General features: G+C 58.0%; 1 pseudogene. It reads right to left on the bottom strand.

The annotated features are described in order from the left end of the window. A pseudogene (locus BQ9893_RS20855) lies at positions 1-1,609 on the bottom strand (viral A-type inclusion protein); the annotation flags it as partial.

Raw genomic sequence — 1,609 nt, 5'->3', positions numbered from 1 at the left:
TCGCCCAGGTGGCCGGCACTTACACCCGTGTTCTCAGCGATGCGGGCCAGGTGGCCCTCGGCCGTGTCCATCTTCTCCACCACGCTTTCCAGCCGGTCGTCCATGCTGCTCCAGTGCTGCAACCCGCCGGTGAACATGCCCTCCAGCTTCGTGCCCTGGTCATACGTCATGGCCGTATAGCCGCCCGCTTTCGCGCTTTGACTGGTGCCGCCCTGCTGCGTCTTGTCATAACCGGTGGCTGCCGCCAGGTTGTCACGCAGGTCCACCGCCTCTTCCACATACTGCAAGTATTCATCGGCCAAAGCCTTCCGTTCCGCTTCCGTCAGGTCGTTGTCTTCCATCGCCTTGCCGAACCGTTTCCACCAGCCCTTCAACTTCTCGCTGTACATCTCACCGATCTTGTTGCTCAGCATCGCCCGCATGAAGTACTCGGATATATCCTCCGCCGCCTCCTTCGCGCCATACTTCATGTTCATCAGGTTATCGATAAAGCTGCCATACATTCCATCAAACGAAATGCCGGTAAGCCCTTCATACAGCTGGTCGGTCAGTTCCTCCAGCTTACCGGCCTGTTCTATGTAGTCATCCAGTTTCTCGGTAAGCCGCCCGCCGTAACCGCCCTTGCCCGTGTCCTGTATCTGTGTCCACATGTCCACGTTGCTTCTGAGGGCCTTCATCTCCTCCGGACTCAGGCTCCACAGACTGCCGTCCCACTGGCGGCCGATCTGCCCGCTCAGCTTGTCTATCTGTGCCTGGGAAAAACCATCCCAATAATAATTCCAAGAGCGGTGGCTGCCGTGGTAACCGGCCTGCGCCATCGCCATCTGCAGGTAGTTGGAATCCGTCTCTTTCTGCATCCGGTAAGCGTCGCGGTAAGCGGCTACAGATTTGGTGCCCTTGCTCTGTTTGATAGTGTCGGTCAAGTCCTCGATGGAAGTCTGAAGCATTTCGTTCCGGCTGGTCAGCCGGTCTATCGTGGCCTGCACCTCTTTCGCGTTGCTTCCGTTCCAGTTGATGGTGCCGCCCAGACTGAACAAAGTCTTCACCGCGCCGCTTACCGCCTTGACACCGCCGGTAATGACGCTCATCGGTTTGGTCAGGTCGATGCTTTCCAAGCCGTCCAGCGTCTGCCCCAAACCTTCCAGGTATTCACCCATCCATTCCGGCGGATCGATACCGAACTGTTCCACCAGTCCCAGCAGGTCTTCTGCCGCTCCCACGTATTCCTTCACCTGCCCCACGCTGCCGTGCAGGGCATCCGTAGCCTCGGCCAGTGCCCTCTGCTTCGCGTTTCGGGCGGCATCCAGTGCGGCCCGGGCGTTCTTCTGCTCGGCTTCAGTCCCTTCTTCCACGGCCTTGTTATAGGCTTCCTGGGCCTCCTTGACGGATAAGGTCGTGGATTTTACCCGCGACATGGATGATTCTAATGCCGCAAAGGGATTGCGCTCGCTAAGTTTCTTGTCGATGGAATCGATGGCACGTACCAGGTCTTTCAGGCTGTCCGGCTGCAAGTCCTTCTGGGTATCGCTATATTCCTTCAGACGGGTACGGAGGGATTGGAGGCTTTCGGAGGATACCTTGTCGAGGTCCCCGAATACGGCTTCCCAAT

The organism is Parabacteroides massiliensis, assembly GCF_900155425.1.
GTDB lineage: Bacteria > Bacteroidota > Bacteroidia > Bacteroidales > Tannerellaceae > Parabacteroides > Parabacteroides massiliensis.
Note: the sequence above shows the minus strand (reverse complement) of the source record. Positions and strands in the feature narration are given on the sequence as shown.